Here is a 13,968-nt window from a genome sequence, read left to right as displayed (position 1 = left end):
GGGGGCGGCTGTCCCGGTTGCCGGACCTGCCGGCCCTGGTTGCCCTGCCGGCTCCTCCCGCTCTTCCCGTCCTTCCCGCCCTTGTGGCCCTGCTGGCTCGCCTGGCCCTTCAGGCTTCTCTGGTTCTTCCGCCGTACGCGCGGCTTCCTCGCGTTCTGCATCGCGCCCGCCCGGGGTTCGAGGTTCGATGGTGTGACGATCCACGCTGAAACCTGCCGGTCGGTGACGGTTACGACCGTCTCACGGCATTTTGTGACAGAACGATCCCACGGTGAGACGGTGGGGCGGGTGGTGCGCGAGGGGTGTGGCGTGCGCGGGTGCGGTCGTGAGGTGCCCGGGAGGGCTCGGCGGAGGGTGGAGGCGCCCTGGGTGTGCTCTTTGCGAGCACTTAAGTTGAGCGTAAGCGACTCAGGTCTGTTGACTCCGGCGTCGGCGTCATGCATTCTTGAGTCAGATCCACTCAAGTAGTCAGTTGGAGGAATTGAAATGGCACGTGCGGTCGGCATCGACCTGGGCACGACTAACTCCGTCGTCAGCGTTCTCGAAGGCGGCGAGCCCACCGTCATCACCAACGCCGAAGGCGCCAGGACCACGCCGTCCGTCGTCGCCTTCGCCAAGAACGGCGAGGTGCTCGTCGGCGAGGTCGCGAAGCGCCAGGCGGTCACCAACGTCGACAGGACCATCCGCTCCGTCAAGCGCCACATGGGCACTGACTGGAAGATCGACCTGGACGGCAAGAGCTTCAACCCGCAGCAGATGAGCGCCTTCATCCTGCAGAAGCTGAAGCGCGACGCCGAGTCCTACCTGGGCGAGAAGGTGACCGACGCGGTCATCACCGTCCCGGCGTACTTCAACGACTCCGAGCGTCAGGCGACGAAGGAGGCCGGTGAGATCGCGGGCCTCAACGTCCTGCGCATCGTCAACGAGCCGACCGCCGCCGCGCTGGCGTACGGCCTCGACAAGGACGACCAGACGATCCTCGTCTTCGACCTCGGTGGCGGCACCTTCGACGTGTCCCTCCTGGAGATCGGCGACGGCGTCGTCGAGGTCAAGGCCACCAACGGTGACAACCACCTCGGTGGTGACGACTGGGACCAGCGCGTCGTCGACTACCTGGTGAAGCAGTTCGCCAACGGGCACGGCGTGGACCTGTCCAAGGACAAGATGGCTCTCCAGCGTCTCCGCGAGGCCGCGGAGAAGGCGAAGATCGAGCTCTCGTCCTCGACCGAGACCACGATCAACCTGCCCTACATCACGGCGTCCGCCGAGGGCCCGCTGCACCTGGACGAGAAGCTCACGCGCTCGCAGTTCCAGCAGCTGACCTCGGACCTCCTGGACCGCTGCAAGACCCCGTTCCACAACGTCATCAAGGACGCGGGCATCCAGCTCTCCGAGATCGACCACGTCGTTCTCGTCGGTGGCTCCACCCGTATGCCCGCCGTCGCCGAGCTCGTCAAGGAGCTGACCGGCGGTCAGGACGCCAACAAGGGTGTGAACCCGGACGAGGTCGTCGCCATCGGCGCCTCGCTCCAGGCCGGTGTCCTCAAGGGCGAGGTCAAGGACGTCCTGCTCCTCGACGTCACCCCGCTGTCCCTCGGCATCGAGACCAAGGGAGGGATCATGACCAAGCTCATCGAGCGCAACACCACGATCCCGACCAAGCGTTCCGAGATCTTCACGACGGCCGAGGACAACCAGCCGTCCGTGCAGATCCAGGTCTACCAGGGCGAGCGCGAGATCGCGGCGTACAACAAGAAGCTCGGGATGTTCGAGCTGACCGGTCTGCCGCCGGCCCCGCGCGGTGTGCCGCAGATCGAGGTCGCCTTCGACATCGACGCCAACGGCATCATGCACGTCGCCGCCAAGGACCTCGGCACCGGCAAGGAGCAGAAGATGACCGTCACCGGCGGCTCCTCGCTGCCGAAGGACGAGGTCAACCGGATGCGCGAAGAGGCCGAGAAGTACGCGGAGGAGGACCACGCCCGCCGCGAGGCCGCCGAGTCGCGCAACCAGGGCGAGCAGCTCGTCTACCAGACGGAGAAGTTCCTCAAGGACAACGAGGACAAGGTCCCCGGTGACGTGAAGACGGAGGTGGAGACCGCTGTCGGCGAGCTGAAGGAGAAGCTCAAGGGCGAGGACTCCGCCGAGATCCGCACGGCCACCGAGAAGGTCGCGGCCGTCTCCCAGAAGCTGGGCCAGGCGATGTACGCCAACGCCCAGGCCGAGGGTGCGACCCCGGGCTCCGACGCCCCGGGCGACGGTCAGGCCAAGGCCGACGACGATGTCGTCGACGCCGAGATCGTGGACGACGAGAAGGACACCAAGGGCGGTGCGGCGTGACCGAGGAGACTCCGGGCTTCGAGGAGAAGCCCGACGTCCCCTCCGGCGCCACCCCTGATGACGCCGAGCCGAAGGCCGCCGACTCCTCCGAGGAGGAGGCGGCGGCCCCGGCCGGGGACCTCGACCCGACCGTCGGTCTGACCGCACAGCTGGACCAGGTACGCACCGCGCTCGGTGAGCGCACCGCGGACCTCCAGCGGCTCCAGGCCGAGTACCAGAACTACCGCCGCCGCGTCGAGCGGGACCGGGTCACGGTCAAGGAGATCGCTGTCGCGAACCTCCTGTCCGAGCTCCTGCCCGTCCTCGACGACGTCGGCCGCGCGCGGGAACACGGCGAGCTGGTCGGCGGCTTCAAGTCGGTGGCCGAATCGCTGGAGACCACCGTCGCGAAGCTGGGCCTCCAGCAGTTCGGCAAGGAGGGCGAGCCCTTCGACCCGACGATCCACGAGGCCCTGATGCACAGCTACGCGCCGGACGTCACCGAGACGACCTGCGTGGCGATCCTGCAGCCGGGGTATCGCATCGGCGAGCGCACCATCCGCCCCGCGCGGGTGGCCGTCGCCGAGCCGCAGCCGGGCGCCACGCCCGCCGCGGCCAAGGAAGAGAAGACAGACGACGAGGAGAGCGGTGGCACCGAGGAGGTCTGACGGCAACGCGTCTGACCACCACGGTGCCCACCGACCGGCCCGGCGGCCGGCCCACGGGCCGGCCGCTCGGCCGATCGTCCGGAAGGAGGGACGTCGATGAGCACGAAGGACTTCGTCGAGAAGGACTACTACAAGGTCCTCGGCGTCCCCAAGGACGCCACCGACGCCGAGGTCAAGAAGGCGTACCGGAAGCTCGCCCGCGAGTTCCACCCGGACGCCAACAAGGGCGACGCCAAGGCGGAGGAGCGCTTCAAGGAGATCTCCGAGGCGAACGACGTCCTCGGTGACCCCAAGAAGCGCAAGGAGTACGACGAGGCACGCGCCCTCTTCGGCAACGGTGGCTTCCGGGCCGGCCCCGGTGCTGCCGGCGGCAACTTCAACTTCGACCTGGGCGACCTCTTCGGCGGGGGCGCCCCGGGCGGCGGACAGGGCGGTGCGGGCGGCGGTTTCGGCGGCGGCGGGGGCGGTCTCGGCGACGTCTTCGGCGGGCTGTTCAACCGCGGCGGCACGGGCACCCGGGTCCAGCCGAAGCGCGGCCAGGACATCGAGTCCGAGGTGACGCTCAGCTTCACCGAGGCGGTCGACGGGGCCACGGTCCCGCTCCGGATGTCCAGCCAGGCGCCCTGCAAGGCGTGTTCCGGCACCGGCGACAAGAACGGCACCCCCCGGGTCTGCCCGACCTGCGTCGGCACCGGCCAGGTCTCGCGCGGCAGCGGCGGCGGCTTCTCGCTCACCGACCCCTGTGTGGACTGCAAGGGCCGGGGCCTCATCGCCCAGGACCCGTGCGACGTCTGCAAGGGAAGCGGCCGGGCGAAGTCGGCGCACACCATGCAGGTGAGGATTCCGGCGGGCGTCTCCGACGGCCAGCGGATCCGGCTCCGCGGCAAGGGCGGCGCGGGTGAGCGCGGCGGTCCGGCCGGCGATCTGTATGTCGTCGTCCACGTCGACGCCCACCCCGTCTTCGGCCGCAAGGGCGACAACCTCACGGTCACCGTGCCCGTCACCTATCCGGAGGCGACGCTCGGCGGCGAGGTCAAGGTCCCCACGCTCGGCGGCCCCCCGGTCACCCTGAAGCTTCCCGCCGGCACCCCCAACGGGCGTACGATGCGCGCCCGGGGCAAGGGCGCGGTGCGCAAGGACGGCACCCGCGGCGACCTGTTGGTCACCGTGGAGGTCGCGGTCCCGCGCGACCTGGGCCAGGAGGCCAGGGACGCCCTGGAGGCCTACCGGAAGGCGACCGCGGACGAGGACCCGCGGGCGGAACTGTTCCAGGCTGCGAAGGGAGCTTGAGATGGACGGCCGTCGACGCAATCCGTACCAGCTGACCGATGAGACCCCGGTGTACGTGATTTCGATCGCGGCCCAGCTCTCGGGCCTGCACCCGCAGACACTGCGCCAGTACGACCGTCTCGGCCTGGTCTCCCCGGACCGTACGGCCGGGCGCGGCCGGCGCTACTCGGCCCGCGACATCGAGCTGCTGCGCACCGTGCAGCAGCTGTCGCAGGACGAGGGCATCAACCTCGCGGGCATCAAGCGGATCATCGAGCTGGAGAACCAGGTCGCGGCCCTCCAGCAGCGCGTCGCCGAGCTCTCGGCGACGGTGGACGGCGCGGCGGTCGCCATGCAGCAGCGCGAGGCCCAGGTGCACGCCTCGTACCGTCGGGACCTCGTGCCGTACCAGGACGTGCAGCAGACCAGCGCGTTGGTGGTCTGGCGGCCGAAGCCGAAGCGGCCGACGGACTGAGCCCATGGCCCGCAGAGGGGCCGGGAGAGCGGATGAACGCTCTCCCGGCCCCTCTGCGTGTGCGGGGCGCGGGGCCTACGGCAGGAGCTCGCTGACCGCGTCGACCGCCATCATCCACATCGGCTGGCCGCCGGTGCCGAACGCGGCGGCCAGCGCGTAGCCGATCGCCGCGTCGAGCGGCTCGACGGCGGCCCCGGACCGCCACTCGGCGAGCACCCGCCGGTCGCCGTCCGAGGAGAAGTCCCCGAGCCGCTTGCCGTTCCGGGTCAGCCGGCTGCTCGGGATCGAGTCGGGCACGAGCCGGTAGGACGTACCCGCGCAGGTGACGTCGACCCGGTAGGAGCGGCGGCTGAGTCTCCCCTTGGCGGGCGTGATCGTCGCTTCCCGGCCGTCCACGGTGAGCGTGAGGTGGCGGGGGTCGCGGGTGCCGATGGCGATGTGGTCGTCGACCGCCGTGCCGGGGGCGCGGGTGAGGACGACACGGGGGATCCTCTCGCCGCTCACGACGAGCGTCTCGCCGTGTTCGCCCGCGAGTTGGACCAGGATCTCCCCGTGGTGGTCGTCCTCGACGGCGGCGGGTATGGGGGTGGTGTCGTTCATCCGGTCTTCGTGGTCTTTCTGTCGCGTGGCGGGAACGCGTCAGGTCGGTCAGGCCTGACGTACGGAATTCTCGCAGGCGGCAGGGGAGTTCGGGATTCCACCGGTCGTCGACACGTCACCGGTCGCCCGCCACCGGGAGCGGTCGTTCGCCACCGGGAGCGGTCATGCTCCGGGCTCGGGGTTGAGCGTGTGGTCGGGGCCTGATTCCAGGATTCCGGATCGTGCGATCAAATAGCCGAGCTGGGCCCGGCTGTTGCTGCCGAGCGCGACGCTGAGTTTGGCGATGTGGGACCGGCAGGTGCGTACGTTCATGCCGAGGCGGCGGGCGATCGCCTCGTCGACGTGGCCCTCGACGAGCAGTTTGGCGATCGAATGTCTTACCCCGGAAATGCCGTCCGTCGTGGAGTCGTAGGGAATCTGTTCCTGAAGGGGTACCGCGCGATGCCAGAACTGCTCGAAGACCTTGGCGAGGTACTCCACGATGCCGGGGTGCCGCAGCTCAAGGGCTACGGTGCGGTCGTCGGTGGCCGGTATGAAGGCGACGGTGCGGTCGAAAATCATGAGCCGCTCTATCAGCTCTTCGAGTGTGCGGATCTCCACCTTGCTCTCGGCCATTCGGGCCGCGTAATTGAGGGTTCCATGGCTGTGGCGGACGGTGTGCTGATACAGGGTGCGCATGCCGACGCCACGTTCGGTGAGCATCTTGCCGCGTTCCATGGCGATGGTGAGCGCGTTCTCGCTGCGTCCGCCGCCGGGCTGAATGGTGAGGACTTCCGAACGGCACTCGGCGAGGGCGAGTTCGATCGAGGCGTTGATGCGGCCGATGCCTTCGAGAACCGTAATGGCGTGTGTGGTCGGCGGAGCCTGGGCACTGATCGCCATGAAGGGTTCGAACACCTCGGTGAGCTCCACCGAGAGCCGCCTTCGCTCCTGGATCTCCCGCTCGATCGGGTGGAGCCGCTGCGTGAGCGCCGCGGACGGCGGCACCGGCCGTAGCCAGGTGGGGTCGTCGGGATCGGGATGGAGCAGGGCGAATTCCAGCAGACACGGGGCGTCTTCCGCCTCGACGCGAGCTATTTTGCCCACACTCAGCGCACTGGCGTAGAGCCGTGCTCCCTCGTCACACAAGGCACTAACCGAGTGGGGATGTACTGCTTTGGTGCTGTCTGTGGTCAATTCTCCACCCCCCAGGAACATGAATCAGCAGGAACATGATGCATCGCTTCTGTGGCGTTGACGTGCCTGGATGGGCCATCGTCTTGTTCTGCGGGGGAGAGGAAACCTTGGAAGTGAGGACGAAGCCCATCATGAGTAACAAAACGCTTCGCTCGGTGCTTGCTGTTGCCTTCTCCGTTGGGCTGACGACCGGGGCGCTGAGTGTTCTTGACCTCGTTGAGGGCGGCGTGAACCACGGTACGGCCGGCGCACAGGTGCAGGCCGCTCCGCCTCCGGACCTGGCCTGGGACTCGATGCCCGCACGGACGACGGGGGCGGAAGCAGCCCCCGGGCCGTTGTCGGAGAACGCCCCTGCCGCACGGGGTCGGGTATGAGTACCCCGCCGGACGACCGCACCTTCCGGCGCGAGATGGCAACCGCCTATCGCTCAGGGTGGCATTTCATCGATCTGCTCACGGCACTCCCCCGCCGTGGCGACTCGTTGATGGTCACCCTGTTCGGAGAGCCGATCGTCGTGGTGATGGAAGAGGACGAGGACGTCCGCGCCTATCGCTGTCTCCGTCGGCCGCGCGGTGCGCCGCAGCCGGTCCGCTGTGCTGTCAGGTACGGCATGATCTTCGTCAATCTCGATCAGCGGGACCATGAGCTGTTCGACGCAGAACCACTTTCCGCCACCCCCCGCAGTGCCTGAGCGATTCCCCCGTCGTCACCTATCGCTCCGGCGCTTCCCCCACACAGCGGCGCCACCGTGACCTGAACACGGTGGCGCCGTTGTGCTGTTCCCGTACGGGGGCGGCGTCCGGGGGAGCCGTGGGTCAGGCCTTGCCGAGCGCCCGGTCGAGGGCGATCTCGATGACGACCCGGGTCGGGTTGATCCGCGGGGCGCGGCCGTAGCGCGCCTCGTGACGGGCTTCCGCGTCCGCGACGGCCTCCGGCTCCGTGCGGATGACCGCGAGGCCCTCCAGGGTCGCCCAGCGGGCCCTGTCGATCTGACAGACGGCCACGCGTGCCCCGCCGGGGCCGGCGGCCCGGATGTTGGCGACCTTGCGGCTGCCCCCGTCGGTGATCACGCGCGCCACCCCGGCCTCCGGGTCGTACGTCACGCACACCGGCACCACGTGCGGCGTGCCGTCCGGGCGGGGCGTCGTCAGGGTGGACAGGTGGCTCTCGCGCCAGAACGCGACGTATGCGGGAGTGGGGTGGTGTACGTCTGCCATGGGGGCAGCGTACGAGGGTCGTCGCCGAGGGGCCGCAGCGCGTGCGCGCAGCGCCTTGAGTGGAATAGACTCAACTTTGTGTAGGTTGATTAAGTCAACACAGGAACCGTGCGCGAGGAGGAGCAACCACACGTGGACGCCGAGCTGACCAACAAGAGCCGGGACGCCATCAACGCGGCCACCAGCAGGGCCGTGAAGGACGGGCACGCCGATCTGACCCCGGGGCACCTGCTCCTCGCGCTGCTGGCGGGCCAGGACAACGAGAACGTCATCGACCTCCTCGCCGCCGTCGAGGCCGACCAGGCCGCGGTGCGGGGCGGGACCGAGCGGCTGCTCGGGGGCCTGCCCAGCGTCACCGGCTCCACCGTCGCCCCGCCGGCGCCCAACCGCGAGCTGCTGGCCGTCATCCAGGACGCCGCCCAGCGGGCCGAGGAGCTGGGCGACGACTACATCTCCACCGAGCACCTGCTGATCGGCATCGCGGCCAAGGGCGGCCGTGCCGGTGAGATCCTCGACGGGCAGGGCGCCGGTGCGAAGAAGCTGCTGGCCGCATTCGAGACGAGCAGGGGAGGGCGCCGGGTGACCACACCCGACCCGGAGGGCCAGTACAAGGCCCTGGAGAAGTTCGGCACCGACTTCACGGCCGCCGCGCGCGAGGGCAAGCTGGACCCGGTCATCGGCCGCGACCAGGAGATCCGCCGCGTCGTGCAGGTGCTGTCCCGCCGGACGAAGAACAACCCCGTGCTCATCGGTGAGCCCGGCGTCGGCAAGACCGCCGTCGTCGAGGGTCTCGCCCAGCGCATCGTCAAGGGCGACGTTCCCGAGAGCCTGAAGAACAAGCGGCTGGTCTCGCTGGACCTCGGCGCGATGGTCGCCGGCGCGAAGTACCGCGGCGAGTTCGAGGAGCGCCTGAAGACCGTCCTCTCCGAGATCAAGGAGAGCGACGGCCGGATCATCACGTTCATCGACGAACTGCACACCGTCGTCGGCGCGGGCGCCGGCGGCGACTCCGCCATGGACGCGGGCAACATGCTCAAGCCGATGCTGGCCCGCGGCGAGCTGCGCATGGTCGGCGCGACCACGCTCGACGAGTACCGCGAGCGCATCGAGAAGGATCCCGCCCTGGAGCGGCGCTTCCAGCAGGTGCTGGTCGCCGAGCCCTCCGTCGAGGACACCATCGCGATCCTGCGCGGGCTCAAGGGCCGCTACGAGGCCCACCACAAGGTGCAGATCGCGGACTCGGCGCTGGTGGCAGCCGCCACCCTCTCCGACCGCTACATCACCTCCCGCTTCCTCCCCGACAAGGCCATCGACCTCGTCGACGAGGCCGCCTCCCGGCTCCGTATGGAGATCGACTCCTCGCCGCTGGAGATCGACGAACTCCAGCGTTCCGTCGACCGGTTGCGCATGGAGGAGCTGGCCCTCAAGAACGAGTCCGACCCCGCCTCCAAGCAGCGTCTGGAGAAGCTGCGCCGCGACCTCGCCGACAGGGAGGAGGAGCTGCGCGGCCTCAACGCCCGCTGGGAGAAGGAGAAGCAGGGCCTCAACCGGGTCGGTGAGCTGAAGGAGCGCCTCGACGAACTGCGGGGCCAGGCCGAACGCGCCCAGCGCGACGGTGACTTCGACGCCGCGTCCAAGCTGCTGTACGGGGAGATCCCGGGCCTGGAGCGGGAGTTGGAGGAGGCCGCCGAGGCGGAGCAGGAAGCCTCCAAGGACACCATGGTCAAGGAGGAGGTCGGCCCCGACGACATCGCGGACGTCGTCGGAGCCTGGACCGGCATTCCGGCCGGACGGCTGCTGGAGGGCGAGACCCAGAAGCTGCTGCGGATGGAGTCCGAGCTGGGCAGGCGGCTGATCGGGCAGAGCGAGGCCGTGCAGGCCGTGTCCGACGCCGTACGGCGCACGAGGGCCGGTATCGCGGATCCCGACCGGCCCACCGGGTCGTTCCTCTTCCTCGGGCCCACCGGCGTCGGCAAGACCGAGCTGGCCAAGGCGCTCGCGGACTTCCTGTTCGACGACGAGCGGGCCATGATCCGCATCGACATGAGCGAGTACGGCGAGAAGCACAGCGTCGCCCGCCTCGTCGGCGCCCCGCCCGGCTACGTCGGCTACGAGGAGGGCGGCCAGCTCACCGAGGCCGTCCGCCGCCGCCCGTACAGCGTCGTGCTGCTGGACGAGGTCGAGAAGGCCCACCCCGAGGTCTTCGACGTCCTGCTCCAGGTCCTCGACGACGGCCGGCTCACCGACGGCCAGGGCCGCACGGTCGACTTCCGCAACACCATCCTCGTCCTCACCTCCAACCTCGGCTCCCAGTTCCTGATGGATCCCCTGGTCAAGCCCGAGGTCAAGAAGCAGCAGGTGCTGGACGTGGTGCGGGCCTCCTTCAAGCCGGAGTTCATCAACCGGCTCGACGACCTGGTGGTCTTCTCCGCCCTGTCCGGCGACGAGCTCGCGCACATCGCCGGGCTCCAGATCGACCGGCTGGCGAAGCGCCTCGCCGACCGCAGGCTCACCCTGGAGGTCTCGCCGGAGGCGCTGGCCTGGCTCGCAGAGGAGGGCAACGACCCGGCGTACGGGGCACGGCCGCTGCGCCGGCTCATCCAGACGGCGATCGGCGACCGGCTCGCCAAGGAGATCCTGTCCGGCGAGGTCCGCGACGGTGACACCGTACGGGTGGAGCGGACCGAGGACGGACTGATCGTCGGCCGCGCCGCGTAAGGGCCTCCCGGGCGAGACCGTAACCGCCGGTCACGGAGCGTCGCGGGCTGTCGGTGACGGTCCGGCCGGTGTCCTGCGGACGCCCGGCGGGTCCCGTCCGCACGCGCTGTCTGTCAGCTTGTGGCGGATCGGGACCGCCCGGGCTTGCCATGCCCCGCCCGCCATGGGAGAGGATGGCCGCAACCGCACGAAGGGAAATAACGGTGAGCATCGATCCGTCCTCGATTCCTAATTTCGGGGGCCAGCCCGAACCGCAGGCGGCAGGACCGGAGGGCCCCGTCGTCCCTGACCAGGACCTCGTCAAGCAGCTCCTCGACCAGATGGAGCTGAAGTACGTCGTCGACGACGAGGGCGACCTCGCGGCGCCGTGGGAAGAGTTCCGGACGTACTTCATGTTCCGGGGCGAGGACGAGCAGCAGGTCTTCTCGGTCCGCACGTTCTACGACCGCCCCCACGACCTCGACCAGCGTCCCGTGCTGCTGGACGCCATCGACGACTGGAACCGCCGCACCCTGTGGCCCAAGGTCTACACCCACGCCCACGAGGGCGAGGAGGGCGAGGCGGGTTCCGTCCGGCTGATCGGTGAGGCGCAGATGCTCATCGGCACCGGCGTCAGCCTGGAGCACTTCGTCTCCTCGACGGTGAGCTGGGTCCGCGCCTCGATCGAGTTCGACAAGTGGCTCGTCGAGCGCCTCGGCATCGAACCCGCCGAGGAGAAGACGGAGGGCGAGGAGCCTGCGGGCGCCTAGGGTCTTTCGTTTGGATCAGGCCGGATCAGGGAGTGGGGTCCGGTGCGTGCGGCTGCAAGGCGGAGGAGAGAGTCACTGCGGAGCATTGGCGACCGACGACAACGCGGCAGATGCGCGTGCCGGGCCCCGCGAGCCCGGCATGATCCAAACGAGAGGCCCTAGTCCCTCAGAGCGCGACGGGCACGGCCCGGGAGACGGTCAGCAGGACCGTCTCCCGGGCCGTCTCCGTGCTCAGCCCAGCCGTGCTCAGCCCAGCCGTGCCAGGCGCTCCACCGCCTCCGAGAGGACCTCGTCCTTCTTGCAGAAGGTCAAGGTGCGCGCACTGAGGGTCGGGCAGTCCCCCTTGAAATCAGATCGTGATCTGAGTAATCTCTGATTATGTCTATCGTGCGTCTGGACGCAGAAACGGAATCCGTCTCCTTCACCGATCTGTCCCGTAACCCCAAAGGTGTCGCGGCCAGAGCCGCTGCCCTGGGGCGGCTTCGGGTCACCCATCGGGACGCGCCGGACATGGTGCTGACCACGGCTGTACGCGCGGAGGGTGCGGAGGAGAATCTGACCACCGCCTCGCGGCTTTTCCTTGCACTGATGAAGCAGGACGACGGTGCCAGAGCGCTCCTCCTCGCCCTGCCCGAGGTGTTCCCCTGGGCGCGACACCTGGACGCGGAAGAGGTTCGGGCTTTCACTGTCGAGCTTCTCGAAGCGCTGTCGGACGCCGCCGAACTGGGGGCGGGAGAGGCTGTGCACCGCGCGATCGTCTCCTGGCGCGCCACAGCACGCATCAATGCCGATCCCGAGCAGCTCAGGGAATCGTTGCGTCCGCTTGACGGTGATGACCTCGGTCAGGTCGAGGTGCGTGGGTGAGCCCGAAGAAAGGAGACCGAGTGAGCGTTCCGCCCCTCAACGGGTGGAACGTCGTCTTCGGGACCACAGAGGCGGTGACGGGCTGGGAGGAACTGTGTCGCGTGGCCCTGTCGAGCGCGCATCGCTGCCTTGATGCTCTCCGGAGTGACCCCCTGACCCGGTCCAACTGGAATCGCCAGCATCAGTTGCGCGGCAGGCACGCCACCAAAGCGTGGAAGGGTTCCGACCTGGACCAGTGGGAGTACGAGGTCACCAGCGGTGGTCGAGTGCGCTACCTGGTCAGCACGGAGACCGCCACCGTGATCCTCGTGTACGCGTCCCCGAGACACCCCAAGGACACCGAGTGAACTGTGGTCGCTCCGGGAGCAGGGTTTGAGCAGGTCCCGCACCCCGAAGCAACCGGGCGGCGCTCTTTTCGCGCCCCCTGTCAGACCGCCAATCGCTTGAGTCGGGTAACCGCCTCTTCCAGGACCTCGTCCTTCTTGCAGAAGGTGAAGCGGACCTGGCTGCGGCCGGCCTCCGGGTCGTCGTAGAAGACCGAGACCGGCACGGCCGCCACCCCGCAGCGTTCCGGGAGCGCGCGGCAGAAGGCGCCCGCGTCCTCGTCGCCGAACGGGGAGATGTCGGTGGTGATGAAGTACGTCCCCTCCGGCTCGTACACCCGGAAGCCCGCGGCGCGCAGCCCCTTCGCCAGCAGGTCCCGCTTGCGGCGCATGCCCTCCCGGAAGTCGGTGAAGAAGGCGTCGGGCAGCGCGAGCGCCTCGGCGATCGCGTACTGGAACGGTCCCCCGCTGACGAAGGTCAGATACTGCTTCGCCGCCCGCACGGCGGCCACCAGTGGCGCGTCCCCGGTGACCCAGCCGATCTTCCACCCGGTGTACGAGAACGTCTTGCCCGAGGAGGAGATCGACACCGTGCGCCCGCGCATCCCGGGGAGCGCGGCGATCGGGTGGTGCTCCCCCGCGAAGACCAGGTGCTCGTACACCTCGTCGGTCACCACCAGCAGATCGTGCTCGACCGCGAGGGCCGCGATACCGGCGAGTTCGCCGGGGGTGAGCACCGCGCCGGTCGGGTTGTGCGGGGTGTTCAGGAGCAGGAGGCGGGTGCGCGGGGTGATCAGGGTGCGCAGTTCGTCGAGGTTTGGGCGGAAGTCCGGGGCGCGCAGGGTGAGCGGTACGCGCTTCGCGCCCGCCAGGGCGATGCAGGCGGCGTACGAGTCGTAGTACGGCTCGAACGCGATGACCTCGTCGCCCGGCTCCAGGAGGGCGAGCAGCGAGGCGGCGATCGCCTCGGTGGCGCCGGTCGTGACCAGGACCTCCGTCTCCGGCGACCAGCTCAGGCCGTAGAAGCGCTCCTGATGGGCTGCGACGGCGGTGCGCAGCTCCGGGACGCCGGGGCCCGGCGGGTACTGGTTGCCGTGCCCGGCGCGCAGCGCCCGGACCGCCGCCTCCCGGATCTCCTCGGGGCCGTCGGTGTCGGGGAAGCCCTGGCCGAGATTGATGGAGCCGGTCCGTACGGCCAGCGCGGACATCTCCGCGAAGATCGTCGTGCCGAACGCGGCGAGGCGGCGGTTGAGCAGTGGCCGCCCCTCTGCCGGGGTTCCCTGTGTCGCTCGTCCCTGTGTCATGGGCGCCATCCTGGGCCGAAGCTCTGGAGTTGCTCAAGTCCGCTTTGGCGCGCGGAGCACTGGGGAATCCCCCTGTCACACAACAACGGGGAAGCGACGGGGGACCTCGCTTCGGGGGAAGAGAAGGGCGGGTGGGGGCATGAGCGTCTTCATCGCTGTGCTGGTTTCCGTGGTCGTCGTCGGAGCGCTGCTGGCCGGTCTGCGGGTCACCGGCGGGCGTGGGCCGTCGAAGCCGCGCGCCGGACGCCGGCGCTCCGCGAGCGGGGCCTCCGCCGACGGCGGCGGC

13 protein-coding genes are annotated in these 13,968 nt (G+C 69.3%); 9 read left to right on the top strand and 4 right to left on the bottom strand.

Annotation, left to right across the window (positions count from 1 at the left end):
• Window positions 1-486 precede the first annotated feature (486 nt).
• The 4 genes from dnaK (at window position 487) to HET64_RS27005 (ending at window position 4,731) form a co-directional block, all read left to right on the top strand.
• Window positions 487-2,340, top strand: a complete 1,854-nt coding sequence (gene dnaK / locus HET64_RS27020) for a molecular chaperone DnaK (RefSeq protein WP_215109772.1) — start codon at window positions 487-489, stop codon at window positions 2,338-2,340.
• A complete protein-coding gene (gene grpE, locus HET64_RS27015; protein WP_215109771.1) occupies window positions 2,337-2,987 on the top strand; it encodes a nucleotide exchange factor GrpE in 651 nt (216 codons plus the stop codon). The genes dnaK and grpE overlap by 4 nt, the downstream gene beginning before the upstream one ends.
• 96 nt (window positions 2,988-3,083) lie before the next feature.
• Complete coding sequence (dnaJ, locus tag HET64_RS27010) at window positions 3,084-4,277, top strand: molecular chaperone DnaJ (protein ID WP_215109770.1); 1,194 nt, start codon at window positions 3,084-3,086, stop codon at window positions 4,275-4,277.
• 1 nt (window position 4,278) lies between these two features.
• On the top strand, window positions 4,279-4,731 hold the full coding sequence (locus tag HET64_RS27005; protein WP_215109769.1) for a heat shock protein transcriptional repressor HspR: 453 nt from the start codon (window positions 4,279-4,281) through the stop codon (window positions 4,729-4,731).
• Between the two features lie 75 nt (window positions 4,732-4,806).
• On the opposite strand, the gene HET64_RS27000 is transcribed toward HET64_RS27005, so the two are convergent.
• Together HET64_RS27000 and HET64_RS26995 are read right to left on the bottom strand one after the other, a co-directional pair.
• Entirely contained in the window at window positions 4,807-5,331 is a 525-nt protein-coding gene (locus HET64_RS27000; protein ID WP_215109768.1) for a hypothetical protein, read from the bottom strand.
• A gap of 162 nt (window positions 5,332-5,493) precedes the next feature.
• A complete protein-coding gene (locus HET64_RS26995; RefSeq protein WP_215109767.1) occupies window positions 5,494-6,528 on the bottom strand; it encodes a helix-turn-helix transcriptional regulator in 1,035 nt (344 codons plus the stop codon).
• Window positions 6,529-6,877: 349 nt separating this feature from the next.
• Here HET64_RS26995 and HET64_RS26990 point away from each other — a divergent pair, with 349 nt between their 5' ends.
• Window positions 6,878-7,198 (top strand): hypothetical protein, encoded by a 321-nt coding sequence (locus tag HET64_RS26990; RefSeq protein WP_003967571.1) that lies wholly within the window; start codon window positions 6,878-6,880, stop codon window positions 7,196-7,198.
• Between the two features lie 124 nt (window positions 7,199-7,322).
• Here HET64_RS26990 and HET64_RS26985 read toward each other — a convergent pair whose 3' ends face one another.
• Window positions 7,323-7,724: a pyridoxamine 5'-phosphate oxidase family protein gene (locus HET64_RS26985; RefSeq protein WP_215109766.1), complete on the bottom strand. Its 402-nt coding sequence runs from the start codon at window positions 7,722-7,724 to the stop codon at window positions 7,323-7,325.
• 132 nt (window positions 7,725-7,856) lie between these two features.
• Between HET64_RS26985 and clpB the strand changes: the two genes are divergently transcribed.
• The 4 genes from clpB to HET64_RS26965 all read left to right on the top strand — a co-directional run bounded on the left by clpB (window position 7,857) and on the right by HET64_RS26965 (window position 12,402).
• Window positions 7,857-10,442 (top strand): ATP-dependent chaperone ClpB, encoded by a 2,586-nt coding sequence (clpB, locus tag HET64_RS26980; RefSeq protein WP_215109765.1) that lies wholly within the window; start codon window positions 7,857-7,859, stop codon window positions 10,440-10,442.
• Between the two features lie 203 nt (window positions 10,443-10,645).
• The gene (locus HET64_RS26975; protein WP_215109764.1) at window positions 10,646-11,191 is read left to right on the top strand and encodes a YbjN domain-containing protein; all 546 of its coding nucleotides are present in this window, start codon (window positions 10,646-10,648) and stop codon (window positions 11,189-11,191) included.
• A 378-nt stretch (window positions 11,192-11,569) separates the two neighbouring features.
• Window positions 11,570-12,055, top strand: coding sequence for a prevent-host-death family protein (locus HET64_RS26970; protein ID WP_251145925.1), 486 nt, complete (start codon window positions 11,570-11,572; stop codon window positions 12,053-12,055).
• A 20-nt stretch (window positions 12,056-12,075) separates the two neighbouring features.
• Window positions 12,076-12,402: a hypothetical protein gene (locus HET64_RS26965; protein ID WP_308370389.1), complete on the top strand. Its 327-nt coding sequence runs from the start codon at window positions 12,076-12,078 to the stop codon at window positions 12,400-12,402.
• A gap of 80 nt (window positions 12,403-12,482) precedes the next feature.
• Here the strand turns inward: HET64_RS26965 and HET64_RS26960 are convergent, their stop codons facing one another.
• Complete coding sequence (locus HET64_RS26960; RefSeq protein ID WP_215109762.1) at window positions 12,483-13,682, bottom strand: pyridoxal phosphate-dependent aminotransferase; 1,200 nt, start codon at window positions 13,680-13,682, stop codon at window positions 12,483-12,485.
• Window positions 13,683-13,968 lie beyond the last annotated feature (286 nt).

Source organism: Streptomyces sp. McG3, from assembly GCF_018619185.1.
In the GTDB taxonomy this organism is placed as follows: Bacteria; Actinomycetota; Actinomycetes; order Streptomycetales; family Streptomycetaceae; genus Streptomyces.
The sequence above is the reverse complement of the archived record's forward strand: the minus strand, read 5'-3'. Positions and strand labels throughout refer to the sequence as shown.

Bases quoted from the DNA above. Each gene is read 5' to 3' on its own strand.
- HET64_RS26990 (WP_003967571.1), top strand. From the start codon at position 6,878: ATGAGTACCCCGCCGGACGACCGCACCTTCCGGCGCGAGATGGCAACC.
- HET64_RS26960 (WP_215109762.1), bottom strand. From the start codon at position 13,682: ATGACACAGGGACGAGCGACACAGGGAACCCCGGCAGAGGGGCGGCCA.
- HET64_RS27005 (WP_215109769.1), top strand. From the start codon at position 4,279: ATGGACGGCCGTCGACGCAATCCGTACCAGCTGACCGATGAGACCCCG.
- HET64_RS26995 (WP_215109767.1), bottom strand. From the start codon at position 6,528: ATGTTCCTGGGGGGTGGAGAATTGACCACAGACAGCACCAAAGCAGTA.
- dnaJ (WP_215109770.1), top strand. From the start codon at position 3,084: ATGAGCACGAAGGACTTCGTCGAGAAGGACTACTACAAGGTCCTCGGC.
- dnaK (WP_215109772.1), top strand. From the start codon at position 487: ATGGCACGTGCGGTCGGCATCGACCTGGGCACGACTAACTCCGTCGTC.
- HET64_RS26985 (WP_215109766.1), bottom strand. From the start codon at position 7,724: ATGGCAGACGTACACCACCCCACTCCCGCATACGTCGCGTTCTGGCGC.
- HET64_RS26970 (WP_251145925.1), top strand. From the start codon at position 11,570: ATGTCTATCGTGCGTCTGGACGCAGAAACGGAATCCGTCTCCTTCACC.
- HET64_RS27000 (WP_215109768.1), bottom strand. From the start codon at position 5,331: ATGAACGACACCACCCCCATACCCGCCGCCGTCGAGGACGACCACCAC.